Consider the following 22973-nt stretch of genomic DNA (forward strand, 5'->3'; position numbering starts at 1 on the left):
GTTAATCCTCCGTTCTATGAAGCTTTTCGATTTCTTCAAAACTCGCTTTCAGAGGTTTTCTTAAAACGAGCTGCGCCGCTTTTAGCGGAGATAACACGTCGGTTCCCACGTCTTCTAGTGGATAATTATTTTCTTGGAAAATTTTACCTAACACTTGATACCACGTATATTCCTCCAAATCCCCGTTCGCTTCGCTAATTTTAGAAAAAACATAGACTAAAGCCGGAACGATGACTGCCGCCAATATCGTATTTTTCAGTGGCAAATGGGCGCTCATGGCATATTGGTGATACTCGTACTCCGGTAAATAAATCGTAATATTGTTCGAATGGATATCGACATCCATATAATCATTCTTAAGAGATTTTGTGACCGTCACAATAGAAGGCAAATTCAAAAACTCGGTATGATCATCAATGAGCGTTGTTTCGATTGCCTCTCCGATTGCGAGTATATTTCCTTTTTCAAACGTCAATGAAATGTCTTTATACCAATCATTTAAATATTCATTCGTATAATTGTGAATCGCTTCTTTCGCGATGACAAACGAATGAAGCACAATCTTTCCCCTTAATTGGTGAGTCGCAATTGAAATTTCCAGACGTTCCTGATGCGTTTCGAACGCTTTCCGATAGCTCGTTTGCGAACATTCGACGTGAATCAAGTATACGCAGGAACGGTTCTCTATCAATCTTTTAATCTCCGGATTATCCAAATAAAAGTGCGCCTCGATTTTTACTTCGCCGAATTCTTCTTTGACATCCATTTTGGTGGAGAAACTCGTTTGTTTGTAATCATCGTTGTTCATATACAATACTGGGTATGGATATGAGACATTAATTTTCATACAGCTCCACCTCCATGGCACAATAATTCGGATATTCGATTTCCACATTGATAATAAAAGGCTTTTTGGCCGGAATTGAGTGAAGATCAATTTTATTGGCTCCCCATTTTTCCACTGTCACATTTGGATCGTCGGTTGTCGCGTTTTGAATCGGCAAATCAAAGTCGTTCTGTTCCCCGATTACTCTAAAGATGAGCCGGCCCTTTTCAATCGCTTTTTTCGCCGTAATGACAAAACGATACTTTCCTCGTTCTTTGTCAATACAAACATATCTTTGCGCAATTTGAATCGGTTCACTGCTTGGTTTCTGCTGCCTTTGTCGATCCAAGCCGCCAGTCATGCCTTTATCCAATTGATTTTGACCACTAGGATTTTGAACTCCGCCTCCACTGTTTCCCCCGCCACTATGTTTTCCCAATCCGTTTCCTCCTTCCTCTCCAGTCAGGGTAATCCCGTATTCTCCGGCTAATTGGGCCTCAACATCTTCAGTGGTGAGACCTCTTTGCCTTGTGGCTTTCCTACTCTCTTCCTTGATTTCTTTTTTCAAAATCTGTTTAATGCTTGAATGGAGAGATTCTGTTTTATTAACTCCCTGCATGTTGACAAGCTTTTTGTTAGGGAGAAAATCACTTAAGCCAATCGCATCCATGCTGTCTGTAATTTTTTCTTGAAAATGTTCTTTTACCGCGTTTCTAATAAAAGACCTTAAATCCGCATAAACTTTTTTCGCTAATTTAGGGTCTTTTTCATAGCGCTCAGACGACCATTCATTATGAGCGGGATTTTCCATTTGCTTAAAAATCGTATTCATGTTTTTTCCTGTAATCATCAATATTCCAGTAAAAGAGATACTGCCGCTAATATTTTTTTGTTCAAAAAGACGCATACCAGTCGTTCGCGTCATCAGCACGCGTCTATTTAAATCTTCGCCGTTCATCAAATATAACGTGGCTTCCCCTTCGGCAAAAGAGATTCCTTGCTTATACCTTTGGGCCGGATAAGCGACTTTGATTGTTTGATCGGAAGTAAGTAGATGGAAGTAATGCTGTAAATGTCGATTTTCTTCCGTATCCTCTAAATCGCTAATTAATTGTGCAATATTCCTATCACTAATTTCAAAATCATTGATTCGAACCACCAATTTTTTCCTATAAATCGTGATAAAGAAGTTATGCAGTACCGATCTAATGATTTCCTGTTGCCAATCTTCGCAAGGCTCAAATGCCGTTACATATATATCCGTGCCGGTATCTTTTCTGACAAAACTAGGCTCTAAAAATAATTGATGAGGAATTGCATCGGAATTTTCGTTATGTGTGTAATAACCATTCCCTAATGTGATTTCGTTTGCATTCTTTTTGAAAGACATGATATTGGCTACGCCAATAAATGATTCATAGTCCGTGATATCAAGAGAAGAATAAAATAACGTCCGCAATTTAGAGTTCAAGAAAGGAGCCGATTTCCCAATGCCAAAACTACCACCGGAGCTTTCATGCTTATTAGATGATCCTGCTTCCTTTACCAATGAGCTCCATGGAGATCCTAGTTCCCCTTCTTTCGCTCCTTCAAGCCCTTTTGTATTAAAATCGCTGATTCGTAAAATTTGTATAGTGGGGCGTTGAACAATCTGTAATGCGTTTTCTAAAAAATACTCACATTGTTGGTTTTTCCCCTTCCACGTCTCTTGACATTTCAAGAACACATCTTTTAATTGGTTGATGCCAGGTACTTTATTCATATCTGTCGTAAAACTACTGAACTCTACAATAACAGGTTTTTTTTCATTTTTTACGGCATCTAAAGAGTTTTGACAGATTTCTCTTGTTAATGACTCTAGAGCGTTACCTCTAAAAGTTTCCAGTCCGGCATGATTAATAGAATTAATCAACCCACCCGCTACCGCAGGAAAATGCCAAAATGTATTCATATGTATCCTCCAAATCTTCAAGTATCTACTAAAAATTCGGTTCTTCACCAAAGGTTGTACTTAATTTTTTCGTAACATTCTTATACTTATGTTTCCGAGGGAAAACTAGCGAACTAACGTTTTTTACATATACTTGTTCAGAGAAGTTTACCGTTTGTCAAATACCTGTTGTGGTGATGAATCCAAAATTTTCCAAACCACCTAGAGCTATAGTTTTCCGTGACTATCTATTCTGCAAAAGTTTTTGGTTCTAAAGTCGATATGTCGACAACTGCAAATATAATCACTCCCTCTCTAGGCAGTCCATCTTTATTTGACAAAAACAATATTCCTAGTGAAACAATCCATCCTTCCTCTCAAAATACACATATTTCAGCTCAATCCCTTTTCTTCTAGCCTTTTGGTATTCTGCAATCGTGGACAGGATAAATTGAAAATTCTTCATTGGAATCATAACGATTTTTGGCTATATTATTGTCGACTCGAACGAGGAACGTTTTACTGGCCTTCTAATCATCGCTCGGAACCTTTAAAAATTAGTCCACATCAATTACGATGGCTACTCGATGGACTATCACTGGAACAAGCCCACTCGGTGGTAACCGCAAGGAAAGTTATTTAAATAACCCGTGGTTCTATTAAGATTATACCAAACTCCTTGACATAACATTGTCGAACGCCGTCGATATGTCATCAAAATTGCCTCTATCCATTTATACCCTCCCCCCAATAGTCTCAAACCCCGAACGAATGCCCATTTTTTCGTACAGTTTTAGTTTGGTTTCGTGTTGTTGTTGCTGTAGTTGTTTGATTCGTTGCTCAATCCGCTCTTGCTCTTGGAGATAGGATTTCATCATCTCCTGTTGTTCGCTTAAAGGTAGCATTGGAACCGGAATGTCTTCCAAGTCCTTTATGCTTAAAATCGATACGTTCGTCCCTACTTGCTTGCTCAGCAACAAATATTGCCCAACTGGACTTTCTAAAAAAGTTTTTAAATAAAATGGGTCGATCGTTTGGTTTAAGCGAATGCCGATAAAGTTATGAGAGATCAACACTTTCCCTTCATGCGGAGGGATGACCGCTACTTTTATTCCCATGCCGCGGCTGGAAATAATGATATCGCCTTCTTGAACGAGATACGATTCGATTTTTGCATTGTTTTTAATTTCGTAGGAGGCGAGTTGCTCGATTAATAGTTCGCCGTTTTGAACATCTGATAATTTAATGACTCTATATTCCCCAGTTTCCGTTTCCGAGTCTTTTGCAGAAATATTAATGCCGCGATAAAACGTGCCAAGCTGCTTTAACGGTTGTACTTGCGTCGATTTCTTTATGCGATCGAGATGGAATTTGACTTTCCCATACGGCTCGATTTCCAGCTCACTGCTTTGCAAATACCGGCTGCTTAGTAAATTCGTTTCTTGAATATCTCGCACCGCAACAAATTTGCTTATTTCTTCGATTTCTAGCCCGTTATGGTAGATTTCCGCAATCTTACGAACGTGCTCTTCCCCGAGATGCTTTCTTCTTCTCCCTCCTTCTTCGTACTCGTTTTCTGCGTTAATAAATAACACTTTTCCTTTTCTTTCGGCGGCTTTGTTTTTATTTAGCACAAGTAAATTTGTTTGAATGGCTGTATTGTCCAGCGGTGCCGGTAAAGCGATGACCGCTTCAATGACATCCGCAGCCAATAAATGCTCTCTTATGACTGCTTCAGGGCCGCCTCTAAACAGCGTTCCGTTTGGGACAACAAGGACGGCTTTCCCCTTTTCATTTAACGAAGATAAGGCGTGTAATACAAACGCCATATCAGCACTTGTCCGCGGCAATTTTCCGTATACAAAGCGATGGTACGGATCATTCATGAGCGCTTCATAGTTGTTCATTTTCATACCGAATGGAAAATCCATCATCACATAATCAAACTTTTTCAACTGGTTCCCTTCGGCAAACGCTGGTCGTGTCAATGTATCCCCTTGCGCTAACTGAGCGTCTGTACGTCCATGAAATAGTAAGCGTAATTTTCCAAGCGCCCACGCTTGCGGATGAAATTCCTGGCCATATAGCGAAATTTCCAGATCGTTTTGCAAGGCGTAGTGGTGGGCAGCGCATAATGTTCCAGCCAATCCAAACGTCCCGTCATAAAAACTTCCGCTTTGCATCTGTAAAATTCGAATGCCAAGCTCATTGACACTATTAGGTGTGGAAGCGAAACCAGTTGCATATACGTCCGCATGACTTGCACGAGCGAACAATGCCTCGATAAATTCCGTCCATTGTTCTTTCGACAAGGCGAGTGAATGAATGCGAGAGAACAGACGATACAACGTGCTATCGCTGAACGGACTAGACGAATAAATCGGTTCATAAACGCCTTTCAAAAAAGGAATTCGCTCTTCCAATTCCGTTAACATTGCTTTTAATTTTTCCGCTAAAAAAGCACCTTCTTTTAAAAGAGACTCTAAAGCAAGAGTATTAGGCAGGTTGTACTGTTCTTTATGTAGTTCTAAAAATTTGACGCTTGCGACAGACATAATCATCTGTAATGAGTTACCAACACTTGCGCCTGCTTCTCCCCGCAACATATCGAACAAATAAGACAATTCATGTTCATAATTCATAAAAAACTCTCCCCCAAAAATTACTCGCTGTTAGTAATTTAATTACCTTCCAAAGATAACTGCTCGTTAAATAAATTCTGTGCTAAGTATACCTTATTTAGAAATAAATAGTCAATTGTTTTTTAGTAATAAAATTACTAATTTTAAATAACCCCCGAGCAATGCCATCAGCACTGCTCGGCTTTTCCTTATCCAAAAAACTCATACGTCGCTACCATTTTTTGTTCCCTCGTTATCTATGCTCATTTTCCTCCGCTTCTTCTCTCAAAATACACATGCAACCGATATTCACAAATCTCCTGCGTCCATTGGTACAAAGTTGCTTCGTCCGCTGGTGCGATGGAGAAGTTAAGCGAGAAGACATTATTTTCAAACGAAATAAGCCCGTTGGAACTGCCGCTCCATTTGGTCATCGGCATTTTGGCGATGAGTTTCGCGACTTTTTGTTCGTCGTATTTCCATAAGCGCTTCGTTTCCCCGTCGGAGAAGTCGATGCGTTTTCGGTATTCTTTTTCCGTCAAATATTGATGGAAAAATGGTGCGGCTTCGTTCGGCGTAATTGGCAAATGCCAGCGTGACGGTCCGCGGTTGAGCATCGCCTGCAAGACGACCATTTTGTAACTTTTTGTCATCGTTGTTCGCTCGACCTCGATAAGCCAGGCTTCGTATTTCAAAAATACTTCTTTTTCCCGCTCGGACAATTCCTCCGCCCAATAAAGAAACCCGACGTACGATTTAAACTCGTCCCTGTATTCTTTTGCTTCGCTTCGTCCGTGCAAATGGAGCTCCAAATACGTCGGACGGCGGCCGAGCTCTTGCTTCAGTTCTTGGTAATCGTGCAATAGTTTTTCTCGGCGCGGCTGACGTTTCCGCCTCATTTCTTCTAGCAAGTCAATGACACGCACATCAAGGACAATATCGCATTGTTCCGGCACAGTTGGAAGTAGCTTTTCTCTTTTCTTGTTCGTTTCCCCTCGCTTCGTGTCAAAAAGCGAAAGTTTCACATCGGCATTGCGGTAGTTTCCGATTAAGTCAATAATGACGCAATATTGTTTCGCTGGATGAAGACGCAAGCCGCGCCCGACTTGTTGGGTGAAAACCGTCAATGACTCCGTCGGGCGAACGAATAATAACGTATCGACCGACGGAATATCGACCCCTTCGTTAAATAAATCGACAGTGAAAATGGCGTCTAATTCGCCTTTTTCAAGCAGCGCAATCGCTTCCGTGCGCGTAATATGTACTTGTTTCGAATGCAAGCTCACCGTACGGTAGCCTTGTTCGTTAAAATAATTTGCTAAAAAATCCGCTTGGCGAATCGATGAACAAAACACGAGCGTTTTCGTTTGCTTATGTTTCTCCCAAGCTCGCAAAATATTTTCCGCCATTTCCGTCCGCAGCTGCGCTTGCAATAGTTGTTCTTCATCGTAGCGATTGCCACGCCAGGCGATTTTCGTATAGTCGGTATCGTCATACACCCCATAATAACGGAACGGCGCAAGCCACCCGCGCTGCACCGCTTCGATAAAATCGATGCGGTACGCCACGTTTCCGTCGCAAAGCGCGTACACGTCTTTATAGTCGTTGCGATCAGGTGTCGCTGTAATGCCGAGTAAAAATTGTGGCTGGAAATAAGCAAGCACCCGTTCATATGACTTCGCAGCGGCATGATGAAATTCGTCGACAACAATTAAATCAAACGCATCTTGGGCAAATATTTCGAGATGTTTTTTCATGCTTAACGTAAAAATCGACGCAAACACGACATCGGCTTGCCCTTCTTTCACTTTGCCGTCGTAAATGCCAAACGTCTTATCCGAAAGCACTTGCGCAAACGAGCGTTTCGCCTGATGCAAAATTTCTTCGCGATGGGCGATAAACAGCACTCTATGAAAATTGCGGGCAAAAAAGGCAGCTAAATACGTTTTGCCAAGACCGGTCGCCATGACGACCATCGCGCGATCGTATCCTTCCGTATATGTTGCTTCCAGCTGGGCGAGCGCTTCCACTTGCGCAAAACGCGGCTGGATTGACCCGTAGGAGGGCTTTGATTCGTACATCATATCAACCGCTGCTTTTGGCGTGGCTGGAAGCATAAGTTCCATTTCTTCGGACGTTGTCCACTGCCGCACTAAATTCGGATGGCGCTGGTGGTAATCGGCATAATGCTTCTCGTAGTCTTTTACCGTTTCCTCGTTTACTTGCACCGTTTGCTCGGCGTAAAAAAGCGTTAAAAACTCGCTCATTACTTTGGCAAAGACGTTTTCTTCGACACACTTATGCAGCCCGATGTTCCATTCGATGCCGCTTGTTAAAGCCGAGCGCGATAAGTTGGAGGAGCCGATAATAAAATAGCCGTCGTTTGTATTTTCAAACAAATACGCTTTCGGATGGAAAGAAACGCCGTTGCTTTTCCATAAACGAATTTCAATATTCGGATGGATTGCTAGCAATGCTCGCAATGCCTCCGGCTGCGTGACATACAAATAATCGCCAGCGCAAATTTTAATATCGGCTCCCCGTTCCGCTGCTTGCTTTAACGGTTCTTTGATGACTTCCACGCCCGATTTCATCACAAACGACGTTAATATATAAATCGTGGATGAGGTTTCGATATGTTCTTTTAGTTTTCCGATCAAATGGCTTTTGACAAACTCGACTTTACTCATCATGTACCTCGATCAAAAAGATCTTTTCTTGAAAACCTCCCCGCTTTTCCGCTTTTTCCGCGCGAACCGCCTCAACTTGCTCGATCGTTGCCCCATGGCATTCGGCAAGCGCATGGATAATCTCCAACAAATCCGCCAACTCTTCTATTGCTGTCACATCGTCTTTGGCACTCACATATTCCTCCAGCTCTTCAAACGCTTTTTTTCGCAGTTCATGGCGGTATTCTTCGTCGCTTAATGTTCGCATCGTAAACGTTTTCCCTGCCGCTTCGATGATTTGTGGAATTTTGTCGCGAACAAGTTTGTTGTAAACAGGCATCGTATCCTCTCCTCTCCTTTTCACCTCTTCCCATTTTACAATATTTCCCGCTCTTTTGGAACAAAAAAGCTGCGCTTAAGGTGGTTATTTGTACCGCTTCAACCGCTCTTTTAGCGCCTCGACGTCGATTGGCGGCTCGGGAGCTTGCGGGGTTTCCCATTGCTTTTGATAGTCTTCAAGCCAATCCGGCACACACTCTTTCCGAATCGGCGCAGCGGTTGTCATCACGAAAAACTTCTTCCGGTTTTTCTTAATGTCGTCCACCGTTTTATATTGCTTTCGCTCCCAATCGGCTAACACCGTCTCGGCATATTTCCATGACGTACTTCCGTATGCTAGCGCGGTGTTTAACGCTTCCATGACAAGCGGTGCGCCCATTTTCTCAATCCAGTCAGTGATTCGTTGTTTTGTTTGTTCGTTTGAAGGATAGAAATGATGCTCATGATAGAAAGAAAGAAAGAATATTTTTCTTTTCTCTTTCTTTTTCTTCTTTTTCTTTATTAAAATCATTGCATAACAAATACTTTGCGCGCGCGTTCGCTTCGCTAGTTGCTTGTTCGTTGCGGCATTTGTCATATGGCGCAGCGATTTCGCGCTCGTTATCTCCTTTGCCATGTTGCTTATGTACCGGCTCACGCTGACCATCGGGCTTGTCATATTGACCAGCCGCTTCGTTGCATGCATCCTCTTCCTCTTGGTCACCTATCCACTCACGCTGGCTACCGATGTGGTCATGTTGACCAGCTGTTTGGCTACGGTAGCCGTTAGTTTGCTTGTCGTTTCGTTGGTCGTTTTTCCGGCCGTCGTTGTTCGCGGAACGTTTCGCAACGCTCATCTGCCCTGGTTGCTCTGTTGCGTTAGATAGTTGGTTGAGATTTTCTAATTGATTATTTAGAACAATGTTTGGATGGCTAACCAAAAGTTCCTTTTCTGTTTGTAGATGGCGTTCTACTTCAATATGTTGCTTTTGCAGCTCCTCGTGATTCAGCCGGTACGATTTTGTTTGGTCGATTTTATTTCGGTTAAAATTGCCGGATTCGATGTAGCCTAAGCGTTCTAGGCGGTACACGACACGGCGGAGCGTACTGACCGACCAAAACGGAAGGCGCTTTTGCCATTCCTCATACGTCATGACAACCCACTCCCCGCCCGTTTCTTGTAAAAGCTGATAAAGATCGCAAAGAACAATGCTTTCATTCAACCCAATTTGGCAAGCAAGTTGACTCGAAATATACATCTTCTCACCCTCCAACGAAAATAGTTCTACCTGTTCTATCGCTGGAAAGGGTGGAAAAAGATAGATGCCCAAAAAAATAAAGCCGTTCACCGTTTGTGAACTGCTTTCACTTTCCACCGCTCCATAAAAACCAAATCGTCACCCAAATTGCCGCTACCGTGCATACAATAGCAACCGTTTGCCATTTTACTCTCTCTTGCTTATTGCTAGAAACAGAAAATATATACTTTCTCATCCCCGCTCCAATCGCTAACGTACCGAATAAAAGCAATGTGAGCCCGGACAAAAAAAGCCCGTTCGGAAAGTGCGTTGCTTCGAAAATACCAAAAAGAGCCAAACGAAACGAAACATACGTGACTGCCGCGACGCCAATCGTATAGAATAACATCACTGCCCATTTTCTCATCTTCCTTCTGTTTTCATCCCCTTCACGGAAAAAATATCGTACCACCTAGATACAACGATAGGTGCGTTCCTCTACCGAGCGACACAGCGACGGGCGAGGCAGCTAGTGCCCCACCCCTTAACGATAAGCTCTGCGTGCAGTTATCCTACGGCGTTAGTCGTCACACCGTTCATTTCCCGCAACATTTTTTATACTTTTTCCCGCTTCCGCACGGGCACGGGTCGTTTCGCCCTATTTTCTTTTCTTCACGGCGCTGCGGGACGTTTTTATAATTTAAAAGCCGCTGCAATAGCTGGCGGTAATGCTCTTCTTTCTCATACGCAACGCGTTTCCATTCTTCTAATTGTGGATGAGTAAGTCCCATCACGGTATAAAAACTGTACGCTACTTGTTCTACGTCAATGGCTGAAGAAAACTTCCCTTCCTCTAAATAACTTTCAATCTCTGGCAACGCTTCTTCGGAAAGATGATGGCAAAGCGATTCAAAGAAAAAGGCACGGTCTTGGTCGTCTTTAATTTTCGGGAACGCTTCGCGCAACTTCTGCAAAGCAAGCGGCGTTTTAATATTCGCCAACACGTGTGCGGCAAAGATAGACGGGTCTTGCTCTTCCGCATACGGCGCAACGGCACGAACGACCGCATCGGATTGAAACGCAATCAACGTTCGCTCCACTTCTCGAATTAAAATATCTTCCTCCGTTCGCTTTAACAGACTGGCAACGAACGGAATATACGCATCCAATTTCATCAAACTAATCGCATAAACAGCCAAAATGCCTTCATAGGAAAAATAATCTTGTTGTTCGTTCTTTTTCAACACGTCTTCGATGTATGATTCCATCATCCAGCCTTTTTGCACAAGCGTACGCACCATTTGTTTAGCAGCTGTAAACAAAATGTTATCATACCCTTTTTTGTGCTCTAAGTACGCGATGAGCCAATAATATTCATCCCAAATGTCCTCTGCTGTTCCATGCAGCATCAGTTCATACATATACCAGTCGTCTTCTGACAAATACTGCAATAACTCCGACTTATGTTTTGCTGCGATTTCTGGAGCGAATGCGAATAAAAAGTCCTCTTTTTTCATTTCCAATAATAGCTGTGCTGCTCGATCACTGAACGTATGGTTGGAAAGATGGCGCAAAATCTCTCTTTCTCGATCCGTCCCTTTATAACGCATCTCTTCTTCTAAAAGGCGTTCCGTCCATTCCGTGGGCACGTTCGGATAATCTTCTAGCGCTTGCAAGACAAAACGTTGAATGATGAGATCGTCGCTTAACAAATACGGTTCAATTTTTTGTAAAAAAGTCATCTGCTCCATTCCTTTCCTAACATATAGCTAGTTTTTCTCTTGCTCATTATCCATCACTATCCCCTTGCTTGTCTATCCCTAGCGCCTGCAAATATTGCCGTAGGCTTTCTTCTACACAGGTTGCTACTAGCGTGACAAATGGCTCGATATTCCCCCTGCCTTTTCTAACGTTTCCAAGGGTCGCCTTGGATAACCGCGCGGCAATTCGGGATACTTCTCGCAAATTTTTTACTAACCTCGCAGGCAGCGGCCGATGCGCATCTACCTTCGCTTTTACCTTATCCACCCGAGCAAACATCGCAACCCATCCATTGTTGTTATTCGCTGCAGGACAACCGATTCCTTTTCTTTTAAGTAAAAAAGTAGCTCACGCTTGTGAACTGCTCATTGCGACAAGTTGATTTTTTCGTTTTTTTGTTTGCCTGTGCTAATGATGTGAATGTCGACATTCACATCGTCAAGCTGGTATGGAAAAAGGACTGTTTTTTTCCCAACGAGTTTCCAGCGATCAAGTAAGCGGTTCACTTCGAGCACATCGGCATGTATTTTCTGCCCTTGCCGGTACGTATCCATGATCTCTGAAGCAATCACTTTTTCTGTCTTCTTTTCAATCGTTGGAAGCGACGCACGGGCAAGCTTTTCCGTCATAATGCCGCGGCCACGGACGCGAATCGCGACGCCTTTCTTTCCTTTTTTCTTCACTGAAATGCGCAGCCCTTCGACCATAATCGATGCCAACGGCTCCTTGTTTTCCATCACCGTTACTTGCGACTTCTCCGTATCTTTCTCCAGCCACCGCATCCCGAGCAAGTCTTCTAATGGAAGCCACCCTTTTAATTGATGATTGACTAAAAAGTGGGCGCCTGCGATTTTTAACATGCTTTTCTTTTCTTCATCCGATTGCCAATGCCCTTTTGAAAGCCCAAGCGACGGAATATAGGCCGTTTCGTTTGGCGTAGATGCTTCTGCGACATATTCAAAAAAACGGAGCGGGCGAATGTATGAGCGCTGGCGGTACAATTCATTCGGTTCGTGCAAAATATTCGTCAACGCCGACAGTTTAAAAAACGATTTTGCAAGAAAAATGTCCTCGACGTTTTCCCTCGTGCTAAATAGCCAAATATTATAGCGAATTTCCCGATAGCGGCTAACAAAATCGAGCGATTGTTTTAGGCGGTATTTCAGCACATTTTCTGACAACACAATCGCCGAAATATGTCCCCAAAATAGCCGCTGCTGCGCATCTTCCGTTAATGTGTCAATCGCATCTTGCACCGTTTTCCCTTCGCTTTTTCCAACCCAAATCGGCGGAGATATTTCTGGTGCACTCCCTTCTTGTTTGGCGATATTCGAAAAATCAAGAATTTGCGTAAACACAGAAAACGTATTTTTCTTTTCATTAAAATCAATGCCGATCGCGGTGACGTAATGAATGTCTTGTATTTCTTTAATGTTCCAACAACCGCTTAGCATACTGACAATAACGAACAAAATGATACATCGTTTCATCGTTCCGTCCTCCTTTTTTTCTTCGTCCGTAAAAACTTCGGGCGGGAATCGGACACGTGCGCGGTCGGTTTCAACAACGAACGGAGCGCTTCTTTCCACGTCAACCCGTACGAACTAAGCAACACTAAATACGGAACGCCAAACGACCGAAGCCTTGCTAAATAAACGACAATGAGAAAAAACGAAGAAAAAAATCCAAACAGCCCTAACGATGCCGATAATAATAAACAGCCCATCCTTAATAACGTGACCGACCCACCAAGCGCTTGGTTGCCAATCGTATAGCTCGCTAACGTCGAAAGCGCGACAATGACAACGACCGACGGGGAAATAAACCCTGCTCGAATCGCCGCATCCCCGATAATCAACCCGCCAACGACCGTTAACGTTTGTCCAATCGACGACGGCAAGCGCGCCCCTGCTTCACGAAACAATTCGAGCAGCGTAAACACAACGATAATTTCCATCGGTGCAGGAAACGGCAAGCCAAGGCGCGCCATCGTCACCGTCGCTAATAGCGGAAATGGAATTTGATCTTGATGGTATGAAATAAGCGCTGTCCAAAACCCTGGCAAAAACACTGCCGTCAATAGCCCCATTAACCGAAAGAAGCGGCTGAACGAAACGACGTAGTACGGAAAATGAAGGTCTTCCGGCGACTTTAACAAAAACGATAAATTCGCCGGACCGATAATCGCCGTCGGATTGCCGTCCACTAAAATCGCAAACCTTCCTTTTAATAAAGATGCCACGACAAAATCTGGGCGCGTCGAATCGGCAACCATCGGGACGATCGCGTTTGGTGCGTCTTCGATTAAACTTTCCAGCTGCGTCGCTGAATAAATGCCGTCAAACTGTACTTTCTCTAAGCGGCGAACGGCTTCTTGCAATAGCTGATCATTTATCACGTCTTCTAAATATACTAGGGCCACTGCCGTTTTCGTCTCCGCCCCAAGAATAAACGTTTTTCCGCATAAATTTGCCGTTTTTAACCGCTTTCGCAATAAAGCGATATTCGCCTGCAAATCTTCGACAAACCCTTCACGCGGCCCGCGAATCGCAATTTCCGAGTGCGATTCTTCCACAGACCGGCTCGGCTTTTTCGCAATGTCAATCAACAGAAACGACGAATGCTCAAACGAACAAAGGAGAAGAAACCCGTCTAACACTTTTTCCGCCGCTTCTTTCATCGTTGCCGTTTCGGGAAGCGTTGTGCACGGAACAGACGCTAAATCGCGCGGCGGTAAGGTCAAATAATGATACAACCACCGCTTATCGACGACCGGCTCGCAATAAATCGCGAGAAACTTGCCAATTTCTTTCGTATGAATATCGCTATATTTTGCAAAAAAGTGAAGCAGTTCGTCACGGCTGCTTTTCATCATTCATCCCCCTTCTAACCGTCAGCCATCCCGAAAGGAGCGACAACCCAAGGAAAAAGCAGAGCGAAGCAGGGAAATAAACGCGCTTAATGAGCGCATAAAAGGTTGCATCGCCTACCCGAAACAGCGAAACACCAATTAATAATGAACAAACGATGCGCTTCCCCCACGTTTTCGTTTTGTGCGAAAGTGGAAAAAGGTCAGCGATGACGTATAACAAAAGCGAAAGGCGAATAAGCGCCCCAGAAAGCCATTGATAAATTGAAAAAAAATCGACGTGGGAAATGTATTTGCCGATTTGCAATAGCCGCCACTGCTCATACGCAGGATAGCGCTGATGGCTCGCCTCGGAAACACCAAAAATAGTAATGCTTCCAATCAACGGACCAAGCGTTAAACCGACAAGCAATAAGCCTAGTAGCCACATATGTTTTAAACGAATCGGCGGCGAGATGCGGTGCTGAAGAAAAACGAGCAAGCCCATTTCGACAAGACCGCCGCCGATATAAACAATCCCGCGAACCATACGCGAATACCCGTGTTCAAATAGCGGAAATAGGCGCGAATAATCTTTATACATAAAATTCGCGGACATGACGAAAAAGCCGAGAACGATGACGAAAAACAAAATGACCGCCCCAGAAATAGCTAACGACTGAATATTCACCGACGCATAGTAGCTAATCGCGACAAACAAAAGTGCTAATATAAAAATCGGCGTTTGCGGAAAATACGAAGTAATCGTCCAGTTTAGCGTATCTTTTAACGTCACCCACATCGCAAAAAATAAAAAAATGGCGATGCCAAATGACAAACAGCGAGCCACTCCTCTGCCAAAGCGAGCGCTCATCCAAAGATACAGCGATTGCCCGTTCATCTTTTTCAAAGTCCAATAAAGAAAACAAATCCAAATGCTATACAGCACGGCGGCAGCGAAAACAGACAGCCACGCATCGCGCCCCGCTACTTCTAGTAGCACTGGAATGACCATGACATGGTTAACAAGCCCTGTGCTTAACATTACTAAAATAATCACTTGTTTGACGGTAATTTGTTCGTCGTTCATCGCAACCAGTCCCGTTCTCTTATTCTCGTTTTTATTGTTTTCCTATCGATGAAAAAGTATTCCTTATAAACAAAAAACACCACCCTTACCGGGTGATGTCGAAAAATAAGCAATGGTACGTCGCGCAAATAGCTCCGTCTTCGGAAAAGCGCTGCTCGTATTCGCGCACTAATGTTTTAAACACGGACGGGCGCTGGCAATAGCGACCGGTTGTGCTATTTGTCGCCCCGATATGGCGAAGCGATAAGAAAAAGTCGCGGACGGACGGGAAGCGCTCGACGATAAACGTTTCGCTGCCAAAAACAAGCGCATTCGTCGCCCGCTCACAACAAGCAAGCCACTCGACAAGCGTCGGAAACGACGGACCGATGCGAACGGCGTCCGTGATGTGGTGTTCGTTTAGCGCCGCTTGAAACGATGCGTGCAATTCATAAAACGTGCGGGCGCCAAACGTCGAAAAAAGCAGCTGTCCGCCTGCATTTAAAGAAGAAAAAAGCCGTGCCATCGTCCGCTCTGCTTCATTGAACCATTGAAACGTCGCATTAGAAATAATCAAGTCGTATCGCTCTGTCAGTTCCATCGTTTCCATATCGGCACATTGCCAAACGATACCGTCCCCAAGGCGCGCTTTCGCTACCGCAATCATTCCCTCGGCAATATCGACCGCCGTGATATGAGCGTTTGGAAATGTGCGGCGCAGTTTTTCCGTTAAATGCCCGGTACCGCACCCAATTTCCAGAATCGTTTTTGGTGAAACAGCAATTCGGCGCATGAGTTCATCCGCCATCGTTTTTTGTACGCTCGCAAACCGGTCGTACGTACTCGCCCGCTCGCTAAACCGTTTTTGCACGAGTTGTTTGTCAATCATCGATTTCACCTCCCCATGTTCGAATGGAATAGGCGCATTCGCTCGTTTTTGTCCAAAACGGCACATGCCCGATATTTGCTAATATCTCTAGCTTAGCATTCGGTACACGTTCAGCGAGATAGCGCGCGGCTTCTGGTGGGCAAATCGTATCACTTTCCCCATGCAAAAGAAGCACTGGCATATGAAGCTCTGAAAGCAACGGACGCGCATCGGCAGTTAATAAATAGTCTAAGCCAATCGCTAATTCTTCTACGCGGCCGCGATGCATAAACAAAGAAATGTCGCCCGTTTCTCCTTCCGCCCATAACGACGCGCCAAACGATGCAAGCGTTTCTTCTGGATGTTTTTGTAGCTGCTTTTTCATCCGCTCGACGATGCGCGGATGCCAGCCGGACGGGTAATCATCATCCGTCACAAACCGGCTCGTGCCGCCGATCAGTACAAGCCCAGTGACGCGCTCAGGAAATGCATGCGCCATTTCTAAGGCAACTAGCGCCCCGAGCGACCAACCGATAAGAAGCGATGGAGAAGTAAGCGCCTGTTCCGCTCGCTTGCGAAAGCAATCGACCGACTGTATCCGTTCCCATTCGACGACCGTATAAGAAGAAGGCGAAAGCTCCTTAATAAGCGGGGCAAACACATCCCCTTTCATCCCCCAGCCTGGAAGGAAAACAGTATTCATGAAATCACCTTCATTTCTTTTCCGACTTCTGCAATTTCCACAAGCGCCCAATCAAGCTGCTCTTTCGTCATCGTCGCCATGAGCGAAAAGCGAATGCGCGCTGTGCCTTCTGGAACCGTCGGCGGACGAATCGCCACCGCAGCAATCCCGCGTTCTTGCAAGCGGCGGCTAAATTGCACCGCCCGGTCGTTCTCGCCGACGATAACCGGCACGATTTGCGTGATACTTGGTCCGGTATCAAACCCGAGCGCTTGCAGGCGCGTGCGGAAATAAACGCTTAATTCGTGAAGCTGCCGACGCCGGTCGTGCGCTTCTTGAACAACAGCTACCGCCGCACAAATCGCCCCGAGCGCCGCTGGCGGAAGCGCAGTCGTAAAAATGAATGAACGCATATGGTTAATGAGATAGTCGATGAGCACTTTTTTTCCTGCCACATACGCCCCAAACGCCCCGAGCGCTTTACTAAACGTGCCCATATGAATATCGACTTGCTCCGCGATGTTTAGATGATGAACAAGCCCTTCGCCTTTTTCGCCATACACACCGCTTGCGTGCGCTTCGTCAACGACAAGTAGCGCCCCGTACGTTTCTTTTAGACGGACAAGCTCTGCTAGCGGCGCAATATCGCCATCCATGCTAAAAACCGTATCAGTAACAATGATTTTTCGTTTTTGCTTATCCGTTTTTTGCAACAGCGCTTCTAAATGATCGATGTCGTTATGGCGATACCGTTTTACTTCGGCGCGGCTTAAAATCGCTCCATCGACGATGCTCGCATGGTTCCATTTATCGCTGAAAATGACCGTATCCCGTCCCGCGATTGCGGAAAGAATACCAACGTTCGCCGTATAGCCGCTATTGACGATAAGCGCCGCTTCGCTTCCTTTCCATTCGGCTAGTGCGGCTTCTGCTTCCGTATATAGCGAAAAGTTGCCGACAATTAACCGCGAGGCAGTCGCTCCAGCTCCATACGTTCTCGCTGCACGAATGCTTGCTTCGATGAGACGTTCATCGTTTGCTAGCCCTAAATAATTGTTAGACGCTAAGTTAAATAGCTTTTTCCCATCTAGCCAAACGAAACAGCCGTCCGAATCCGCCTCGTAAAGCTTCCGTTGTTGTGCTTTTTCGGCTAATTCGTCTAGCTGTGCGTGAAAGTCATGCCACAAACACCCTCTCCCCCTTTTGTTAACCGATTATAATAAAAAGTTTACAAATATCGTATCATAGACCGTTTCCCGCAACAATGGTTTTTTCAAATTCCATGTTTGGAGTGAGCGGTTTGTCCATACCGTTAGTCGCTACGTTGCATTTATTACTATGAAGGTAGCGTCAAAAAATCTATGAAAAATAATCACGAGCTGCCTTTTGAAGGAAAATGGAGGAAAGGAGGGGAAGATGATGAATTTTATCCACGAAGCTCGCCACTTAGTGGGACATACGGTGAGAGTCATTACGGTACACGGAACGTTCACGGGTACGCTATTGTCCGTCGGCAACGATTTTCTTGTGATGAGAGTGCGAATTGGCGGAAGATTGCGGCGTTTGCTCATCCGTTTAGCACTCATTATCGCCTTATTCCGTTTTTTCGGTTCTTTTTCCACTGGATACGAACGCTCACCGCACGCTTCTAACGATGACGACGATTTTCTTGAACAATATTTGCTTGACGACGAGTAACGAAGAAAAGCGCCCGCCTATCGGCGAAGATCACACAAGCCCCACCGAGGAGGAAACGCCTCAAGCCGATGGCGCTTGGAGCGAGACAGCGCTCCACCTAATCGTAAAATGTTTTTCTTACCTTTCTCGAAAGCCCGCTTCTTACATAGGCGGGCTTTTGGACATTTTTGGGCATACTAAACAAAAACGAAGGAGGGAAAAGGATGGATCGGCTCCTCTTATGGGCGTTACTCATCATCGGTGTCGTTTTGTTGATAGTTAGCTTTGTACGAAAACGGGCGTTAATCAAAGATTCGTTGCTCGTCTTTTTATTAAAGTCTTATTTTTCAACATTTTTTGGCGTCGTTGTCGTTGAAAAACATATGCTCGACTATCCCGTTCGGTTTTTCCCTAACTATTTCGATACGAGCATTTTATTTGAATATTTATTGTTTCCGGTCGTTTGCGTCTATTTTTACCAAACGACGTATCATTCCCGTTTTTGGGGAATCGTCTGGCAATGTTTTTTATACGCAGGCGCGATTACGATCCCAGAAATTTTCCTTGAAAAATATACCGATTTGATTGAATACCGTACGTGGACATGGTGGTATTCATTTTTCACGATTTTTTTCCTTTCGTTTTTCGTTCGCATGATTATGCTTGTTGTCAACAAAAAATTCGGCAACGGTAAAGGCAAATGATGTATAATAAAAATCGAGAACTAGGAAAGGAGGGAAAGTTTATGGAAAAAATTACGAACGAAATGATTTGGCAAGCGGTGAAAGAACTTGCGAACCAGCTGAGACGTCATTCCGAAGAAACAAACCGGCGCTTTGCGCAAATCGACCAACGCTTTGAGCAAATCGACGAGCAGTTTGCGCAAATCAATCAACGGTTCGAACAAATCGACGAGCAGTTTGCACAAACGAAGCAGCAATTAGCGGAAGTGAAAGAGCAATTAGACGAGTTTGGGCAAAACATCGTGCAGATGGACAAGCAGCTTACCGATGTCGCCAACGGCCAAAAAATTCTCGTCGAAGAACTGTTTGACAACAAAAAAGAATTGAAGCGAGTCAAAACGGTGCTAAATATGTATTGATTTCCCCGGCGCACATCGCCGCATGAATCTCCACTGGACAAAACACCACTTTTTCGCGCTTTGGGAAAGTTTTTTCACGACGGTTCTACTCCCCACCTTCGTTTAAGGTGGGCGTTCTTCACATAAAACGACCATGCACCTCCTCGCTTGCTAAGTGCACGGCCGTTCGGGTGTTGCCGCTAAGCGCGGACGTTATGAAACTGGGGCAATATGTGGACGTGAACCTTTTCGTTTATTCCAAAATTGCTGCCAATATTTTCGGACGTATGGGAGAACCCAATGGTCAAGTCCGAATTTGCCCGCATTCGCGCCAGCGACAAGAAGGAAAACGGTCAATAATACCATTTGCGGGTTTGTACTTGTCGCACCAGAGAACATAAACGCAAAGTTCATGACAGCGCCCATCAGTGCAGAGAATGTTGTAAATACGCCAAGAATAAGTGCAATACCGACTAATGTTTCTCCCCACGGGACTAAGAAGTTGAAAAAGCCGACGTTTGGCAAAGCGACATGTTCGATAAAGGAAGCCCACCAGCTCTGTACCGCTGGATGTTCGCCGGATGCTTGCGAAAGCGCCCCTTTCAAAAAGCCTGTCGCATCAAATCCACCGGTCAACTTATGCCATCCTGCAGTTACCCATTCATAACCGAGATACAAACGGAACAACGTTAAAACGGCAGCTGCACTCACATGTTCCCGCAACCATTTTACTACCATGTTCCATCTCCCCTTTTGGTATATTTTTCTTACACTTATATCATACCACTTTTTGTTAAAAACGAAGCAGTGTTGTTCATCATTTCACATTTCTTTCAAAACATTGTGACAACCTAATGAACAAAACCGAAAAATCCCCCTTAACTTCTGCAAAAATATTTCTTATAATAGGAGAATGGATGTAGAATATTTCATCAGTAAAGGAAGAAGTAGGATGCAAGTACTAGGAGAACCGATTCACGGTCTATATAAACAGTTGATCGATGCTTTGCCTGACGGAATGCTTCTTCATCGACATGGGCGGATTCTTTATATCAATGAAAAAGGGTGTGAACTGCTGCGCGCCAAATATAAAACCGATATCATCGGGAGACCGGTAAGCGATTTTTTCCCAGACGAAGCGCTAATAAACGGTACGAAGACGGCGTTTCACGAACAGACGCTCATCACCGCTGATGGTACACCGATTGCCGTAGAAGCTGCTTCGATGAAAGTCACTTCCCAAGAAACGACGGTTATACACATTTTGTTTCGTCCACACCAAGATATTTACCACAAGCTAGTCAACCATTCTCCTGATGCGATTATCGTCCATTGTGATGAAAAAATTGTATTAATCAATGATGCCGCACAGCAACTGTACGGGATTACGAATAAACAAGAAGTGATCGGAAAATCGATTTATTCGTTTTTACATCCAGACGACCATGACGTCGTAAAAGGTTGCCTTGAACAAATGTCGCTGAACAAACAGCCGCTATTAGCCGTAAAGCAGCGACATATCGTCAACGGAAAAACGGTAGAAGTAGAATTGTCATGCGCGCCGTTTACGTTATATGGAAAAACAGCGTTCCAACTCATCGTCCGTGACATTACCGAGCGGCAACAGCTCGAACAAACGCTGCAGCTGTACGCAAAAGTCATTGAACATACGAGCCAAGGCGTCATGATTACTGACCGTTATCACCGCATCCTGTTCGTCAACGGCGCGTTTACGACCATCACCGGGTATGAAGCGCACGAAGCGATCGGGCAGACACCGAAAATTTTACGTTCTCATAAACACGACGAACATTTTTACGCCAATATGCACCTGTTGCTTGAACAAACAGGGGAATGGCAAGGGGAGATTTGGAATAGACGAAAAGACGGTTCTATCTACCCACAACTTCTCCATATTAACGCGGTGAAAAATGAAGCGGGCGACGTAACGAGTTACGTGGCCATTTTCTCGGGCATCATCGAACAAAAAATGGTCGAAAGCGCTTTAAGGGAAAGCGAACATCGCTATCGAAAACTAGTGGATTTATCTCCAGATGCGGTGATTGTCACACGGCACGGAGCGATTTTGTTCGCCAATCCAGCAGCGGCGAAAATGTTTCGTATGCTTCATCGGAAACAGCTCATCGGGAAAAAGTTAAGCGAATTTGTCCATCCTGATGACCGAAAAGCGTTTCAAAAACATTTAGATCCATTAGCCTACCATCCGCTGCATAGCTTTATGGAAGCGCGCATCGTCTACCCTGCCGGCACGACAACAATCGTTGAAGCGATTGCTGTTCCGATTATGTACCAAGGCGTGCCGTCTACGTTAGCGATTCTTCGCGACGTCACCGAGCGAAAACAAATGGAACAAACGTTGCGGCAAAATAGCGAGCAATACCGGTTTATTACCGAAAATTCCACCGATATGATTATTAACGTGTCATTGGCCGGAAAAATTTTGTACGTATCCCCAGCATGTTATTACATGCTCGGCTATACGCAAGAAGAATTGCTTGAACGGTCGATTTTTGACTTCGTGCATCCGGAAGATAGGCATTCGATTGCTACTATGTCATTGAAAACATCCGACCCGGTCGATGTGTTAACGCTTTGCTTTCGCGTTCGCAAAAAAGACGGCTCGTTCGTTTGGCTCGAGATGACGGCGCGCAATTTGCGTAATAAAAAAAGCGTGCTTGCCGTTGCCCGCGATATTACAAAGCGAAAAGAAGCGGAAGAGCAGCTAAAAAAAGCGAACGACTTATTGCAGCGCATTTCGTCGCTTGATGGGCTGACGGGCATTTATAACCGGCGGACGTTCGACGACTATTTAGCGCGGGAGTGGAGACTTGCCGCGCGGAACAAAACGCCGATTTCGCTCATTATGCTTGATATCGACTTTTTTAAATCGTTTAACGATACGTACGGCCACCAGCGCGGAGATGAATGTTTGCAACAAGTGGCAAAAACGTTAGAGCAAACGCTTAAGCGGCCGACCGACCTTGTCGCTCGTTACGGTGGAGAGGAATTTGCCGTGATCTTGCCTAATACAGATTTAAATGGTGCCTATACAGTCGCGGAACAATTGCGGAAAAATGTGGAAGAGCTCCACATCCCGCACGCTGGTTCCCTCATTAGCCGCTACGTCACGATTAGTTTAGGAGTGGCGACAATGAAACCGGCGCACGCTTCCGATGAGGTGAAGCAACTTATCGCGCTTGCCGATGAAGCATTATATAAAGCAAAACAAAACGGGCGGAACCGCGTCGGAACATCGTTTCGTTAATCGCCGGCAATCTGCCGGCTTTTTTTGCGCTATCCATTTTTTAACTTTTAGAATATTGCTATAATGAAATTTTTATGGGAAAATAAAGAAGATGCTAGA

Annotated in this window: 22 protein-coding genes; 5 read left to right on the top strand and 17 right to left on the bottom strand. The window is 44.7% G+C overall.

Annotated features, from left to right (window positions below; translation table 11 throughout):
• Position 1: 1 nt before the first annotated feature.
• Positions 2 to 847, bottom strand: coding sequence for a hypothetical protein (locus GGR02_RS10815; RefSeq protein WP_183184785.1), 846 nt, complete (start codon positions 845 to 847; stop codon positions 2 to 4).
• Positions 837 to 2777, bottom strand: coding sequence for a hypothetical protein (locus GGR02_RS10820; RefSeq protein WP_183184787.1), 1941 nt, complete (start codon positions 2775 to 2777; stop codon positions 837 to 839). Before GGR02_RS10820 ends, GGR02_RS10815 begins: the two co-directional genes overlap by 11 nt.
• Positions 2778 to 3111: 334 nt before the next feature.
• On the opposite strand from GGR02_RS10820, the gene tnpB reads away from it, so the two are divergent.
• Positions 3112 to 3399 (top strand): IS66 family insertion sequence element accessory protein TnpB, encoded by a 288-nt coding sequence (tnpB, locus tag GGR02_RS17855; protein ID WP_183184789.1) that lies wholly within the window; start codon positions 3112 to 3114, stop codon positions 3397 to 3399.
• Between the two features lie 91 nt (positions 3400 to 3490).
• On the opposite strand, the gene GGR02_RS10830 is transcribed toward tnpB, so the two are convergent.
• The 14 genes from GGR02_RS10830 to bioF all read right to left on the bottom strand — a co-directional run bounded on the left by GGR02_RS10830 (position 3491) and on the right by bioF (position 18017).
• Positions 3491 to 5398 (bottom strand): N-6 DNA methylase, encoded by a 1908-nt coding sequence (locus GGR02_RS10830; RefSeq protein WP_183184790.1) that lies wholly within the window; start codon positions 5396 to 5398, stop codon positions 3491 to 3493.
• Between the two features lie 242 nt (positions 5399 to 5640).
• On the bottom strand, positions 5641 to 8067 hold the full coding sequence (locus GGR02_RS10835; protein WP_183184792.1) for a DEAD/DEAH box helicase family protein: 2427 nt from the start codon (positions 8065 to 8067) through the stop codon (positions 5641 to 5643).
• On the bottom strand, positions 8060 to 8386 hold the full coding sequence (locus tag GGR02_RS10840) for a nucleoside triphosphate pyrophosphohydrolase (RefSeq protein WP_183184794.1): 327 nt from the start codon (positions 8384 to 8386) through the stop codon (positions 8060 to 8062). The genes GGR02_RS10835 and GGR02_RS10840 overlap by 8 nt, the downstream gene beginning before the upstream one ends.
• Before the next feature lie 84 nt (positions 8387 to 8470).
• Positions 8471 to 8896, bottom strand: coding sequence for a DnaD domain protein (locus tag GGR02_RS10845; RefSeq protein WP_183184796.1), 426 nt, complete (start codon positions 8894 to 8896; stop codon positions 8471 to 8473).
• Positions 8826 to 9623: a hypothetical protein gene (locus GGR02_RS10850; protein ID WP_183184798.1), complete on the bottom strand. Its 798-nt coding sequence runs from the start codon at positions 9621 to 9623 to the stop codon at positions 8826 to 8828. The genes GGR02_RS10845 and GGR02_RS10850 overlap by 71 nt, the downstream gene beginning before the upstream one ends.
• A 106-nt stretch (positions 9624 to 9729) precedes the next feature.
• The gene (locus tag GGR02_RS10855; RefSeq protein WP_183184800.1) at positions 9730 to 10029 is read right to left on the bottom strand and encodes a hypothetical protein; all 300 of its coding nucleotides are present in this window, start codon (positions 10027 to 10029) and stop codon (positions 9730 to 9732) included.
• A gap of 169 nt (positions 10030 to 10198) precedes the next feature.
• Positions 10199 to 11344, bottom strand: coding sequence for a HEAT repeat domain-containing protein (locus GGR02_RS17580; RefSeq protein WP_229706247.1), 1146 nt, complete (start codon positions 11342 to 11344; stop codon positions 10199 to 10201).
• A 46-nt stretch (positions 11345 to 11390) separates the two neighbouring features.
• Positions 11391 to 11642 (bottom strand): hypothetical protein, encoded by a 252-nt coding sequence (locus GGR02_RS10865; protein WP_183184802.1) that lies wholly within the window; start codon positions 11640 to 11642, stop codon positions 11391 to 11393.
• A gap of 86 nt (positions 11643 to 11728) precedes the next feature.
• Entirely contained in the window at positions 11729 to 12853 is a 1125-nt protein-coding gene (locus GGR02_RS10870; RefSeq protein ID WP_183184804.1) for a Ger(x)C family spore germination protein, read from the bottom strand.
• Positions 12850 to 14235 carry a spore germination protein gene (locus tag GGR02_RS10875; protein WP_183184806.1) on the bottom strand — a complete coding sequence of 462 codons (1386 nt, stop codon included), beginning with the start codon at positions 14233 to 14235 and terminating at the stop codon, positions 12850 to 12852. Before GGR02_RS10875 ends, GGR02_RS10870 begins: the two co-directional genes overlap by 4 nt.
• A complete protein-coding gene (locus GGR02_RS10880) occupies positions 14219 to 15301 on the bottom strand; it encodes a GerAB/ArcD/ProY family transporter (RefSeq protein ID WP_183184808.1) in 1083 nt (360 codons plus the stop codon). Before GGR02_RS10880 ends, GGR02_RS10875 begins: the two co-directional genes overlap by 17 nt.
• A gap of 85 nt (positions 15302 to 15386) precedes the next feature.
• Entirely contained in the window at positions 15387 to 16169 is a 783-nt protein-coding gene (gene bioC / locus GGR02_RS10885) for a malonyl-ACP O-methyltransferase BioC (protein ID WP_183184810.1), read from the bottom strand.
• Positions 16162 to 16851, bottom strand: a complete 690-nt coding sequence (locus tag GGR02_RS10890; protein WP_183184812.1) for an alpha/beta fold hydrolase — start codon at positions 16849 to 16851, stop codon at positions 16162 to 16164. The genes bioC and GGR02_RS10890 overlap by 8 nt, the downstream gene beginning before the upstream one ends.
• The gene (gene bioF, locus GGR02_RS10895) at positions 16848 to 18017 is read right to left on the bottom strand and encodes an 8-amino-7-oxononanoate synthase (protein ID WP_183184814.1); all 1170 of its coding nucleotides are present in this window, start codon (positions 18015 to 18017) and stop codon (positions 16848 to 16850) included. Before bioF ends, GGR02_RS10890 begins: the two co-directional genes overlap by 4 nt.
• Before the next feature lie 232 nt (positions 18018 to 18249).
• On the opposite strand from bioF, the gene GGR02_RS10900 reads away from it, so the two are divergent.
• The 3 genes from GGR02_RS10900 to GGR02_RS10910 all read left to right on the top strand — a co-directional run bounded on the left by GGR02_RS10900 (position 18250) and on the right by GGR02_RS10910 (position 19609).
• On the top strand, positions 18250 to 18528 hold the full coding sequence (locus GGR02_RS10900) for a hypothetical protein (protein ID WP_183184816.1): 279 nt from the start codon (positions 18250 to 18252) through the stop codon (positions 18526 to 18528).
• 203 nt (positions 18529 to 18731) lie between these two features.
• The gene (locus GGR02_RS10905) at positions 18732 to 19211 is read left to right on the top strand and encodes a CBO0543 family protein (RefSeq protein ID WP_183184818.1); all 480 of its coding nucleotides are present in this window, start codon (positions 18732 to 18734) and stop codon (positions 19209 to 19211) included.
• Between the two features lie 41 nt (positions 19212 to 19252).
• Positions 19253 to 19609, top strand: coding sequence for a hypothetical protein (locus GGR02_RS10910; protein ID WP_183184819.1), 357 nt, complete (start codon positions 19253 to 19255; stop codon positions 19607 to 19609).
• A 192-nt stretch (positions 19610 to 19801) separates the two neighbouring features.
• Here GGR02_RS10910 and GGR02_RS10915 read toward each other — a convergent pair whose 3' ends face one another.
• Positions 19802 to 20326 (bottom strand): DoxX family protein, encoded by a 525-nt coding sequence (locus GGR02_RS10915; RefSeq protein WP_183184821.1) that lies wholly within the window; start codon positions 20324 to 20326, stop codon positions 19802 to 19804.
• A 214-nt stretch (positions 20327 to 20540) separates the two neighbouring features.
• Here GGR02_RS10915 and GGR02_RS10920 point away from each other — a divergent pair, with 214 nt between their 5' ends.
• Positions 20541 to 22874 (top strand): PAS domain S-box protein, encoded by a 2334-nt coding sequence (locus GGR02_RS10920; protein ID WP_183184823.1) that lies wholly within the window; start codon positions 20541 to 20543, stop codon positions 22872 to 22874.
• The last annotated feature ends 99 nt before the right edge of the window (positions 22875 to 22973 follow it).

Origin of the sequence: Anoxybacteroides voinovskiense (assembly GCF_014196205.1) — a bacterium.
In the GTDB taxonomy this organism is placed as follows: Bacteria; Bacillota; Bacilli; order Bacillales; family Anoxybacillaceae; genus Anoxybacteroides; species Anoxybacteroides voinovskiense.